Raw genomic sequence first — 2,045 nt, 5'->3', positions numbered from 1 at the left:
GTGTCGTGCTCCTGCTGCGCGACCTCCAGGAACGGGACGTCGTCGAACAGGAGTCGCTCGAGCTCGTCGGGCGGCAGGTTGAGGAGCTCGTCGCCGGGACGGTGCAGGCAGACCTTCCTGAGCTTGCCGATCTCGGAAGGCACGTGCAGACCTTTCGTCATGGCCTCCTACCTTTCTTTCGGGCCCTTGTCAGGGCCGATTCGTTAGCGCCCCTCCGTGTGAGGCGTTATTGCTGACGACATATTTATATCCAAAAACAGCCCATACTTCCACCTCGCCCCCGAACGGTTTTTTATAGGGGGTGAACGGCATACACATATACTTCACGCATGGCACACTTTGATTTAATAAAGTTTATTTACGTGCTTAAATGCTTTTTCAAACCAAATAGCAAATGGAACTTAACTTTATTAAACCACCCTCAAATTGCATATTTCTAATAAAGCTATGAATAGAATTAGCGATTCATACCGCGTCTCAACCATTTTCATTTTTATTCAGAAAAAAGTTTGTCCTATTCATTTCTGGTATGGGCATTACCGTTTACCAGACGCTTGGTACCGTTCACCGGAAGTTCAGTATAAGGCCCAACGAACACCGGCTCGCCTTACGGCCTCATTTGTAACAACTTGACTTCTCGGTATAGAAAAACAGACCCGCTCCCCTCATGGGAAACGCGTCTGTTATCGATAATCGTAGACAGATTTGAGTGGCTTTGAGAGCCGTCGGAATCCTAGCGATCGAACTCGGCCAGCGCCTCACCCAGAAGCCTCAGGCCCTCGCGAAGAACGTCTTCGCTCGCGCAGTAGCCCAAGCGCGCGCCGCAGGGAAGCTCAAAGCGGCTACCGGGAACCAGCAGCACTCCCCTCTCGGCCAACAGGCGCTTGCAGAACTCCTCGTCGTCCTCGGGAATATCCAGTTGGATAAACGAGGTGGACACGCCCTGCGGGGCCGTCCAGGAGACACGATGCTGCGTATCGATCCATGCCTGAGCGATATCACGGTTGCCAAACACGATCTTACGGTTGCGCCCAAGGATCTTATCCCTGTGCTCGAGCACGTAGGTCGCCAGAGCGTCGTTGAACACGCCGCCGCAGATCATGGTGTAGTCACGATAGGTGCGGATGCGGTTGGACACCTCTTCGTCGGCCACGACCCAGCCCACGCGGGCCGCAGGCGTCGAATAGGTCTTGGACACCGAGTTGGTGACAATGGCCTTCTCGTACACGTCGGCCATCGACATAAAGGACTCGGTGTTCTCGAGCGGCAGATACACCTCGTCGCACAGCACATAGGCGCCCACCGAACGGGCGATCTCGGCAATCTGGCCGAGCGTATCGGCATCGAGCACCGTACCGATGGGGTTCGATGCGTTATTGATGCAGATGAGCTTGGTGTTGGGGTGAACGAGGTGCTTGAGCTGTTCGATATCGGGCTTCCAGCCGAGCTCCTCGCGAAGCTCCCAATACTCGACCTCGGCACCGAGCGTACGCGGAATCTCATAGAGCGGCGCATAGGTGGGCCACTCGGCAATCACATGGTCGCCGGGCTCGACCACGGCCATGATGGCGTTGAGGTTCGCGCCCGTGCAGCCGTTGGTCTGCAAAATGTGATCGGGATTGACCTCGCGACGATACAGCTTGGCGACTTCGGCCTTAAACTCCGGCGAACCCTCGATCCAGCCGTAGTTCATCTTCTCGCGATCCAGGCGCTCGTAGAACGTGGCGCCGTCCTGCTCGTCCAGTGCGCGAAGCTCGCCCATGGTCAGCGACGAGATCGTCGACTGAGCTATATCCCAGGTAGCACTCTTCTCCCAAACGTTGAGCCATTCCTCAACACCGATTGTCTTGATATCCATGGCCACCTTATCTGATCTTCATTTAGCGTCATTAAACATGAATGGGGCGGTGCGAAAGATCCGCACCGCCCCAATGGGAGACATCTAATGGCAGCTAGATGTTTGTAGTAAGACCTATACGGGTCCTAGAAGACCTTAGAGGTCCTCGCGCCAGAAGGGCATGCTCATGCAGCGCGGGCCGCCGCGG

The 2,045-nt window shown here is 55.6% G+C and carries 1 protein-coding gene and 1 pseudogene; both read right to left on the bottom strand.

Annotation, left to right across the window (positions count from 1 at the left end; translation table 11 throughout):
* Positions 1–161: pseudogene (locus tag DWV32_RS10455) on the bottom strand (arginine deiminase); the annotation flags it as partial.
* 572 nt (positions 162–733) lie between these two features.
* Complete coding sequence (locus tag DWV32_RS09920) at positions 734–1,858, bottom strand: aminotransferase (protein ID WP_117758033.1); 1,125 nt, start codon at positions 1,856–1,858, stop codon at positions 734–736.
* Positions 1,859–2,045 lie beyond the last annotated feature (187 nt).

Source organism: Collinsella sp. AF04-24 (genome assembly GCF_003465685.1).
In the GTDB taxonomy this organism is placed as follows: domain Bacteria; phylum Actinomycetota; class Coriobacteriia; order Coriobacteriales; family Coriobacteriaceae; genus Collinsella; species Collinsella aerofaciens_AP.
Note: the sequence above shows the minus strand (reverse complement) of the source record. Positions and strands in the feature narration are given on the sequence as shown.

What these genes read in the sequence shown, in the direction of transcription:
- DWV32_RS09920 (WP_117758033.1), bottom strand. Translation starts at nt 1,858, where the DNA reads ATGGATATCAAGACAATCGGTGTTGAGGAATGGCTCAACGTTTGGGAG.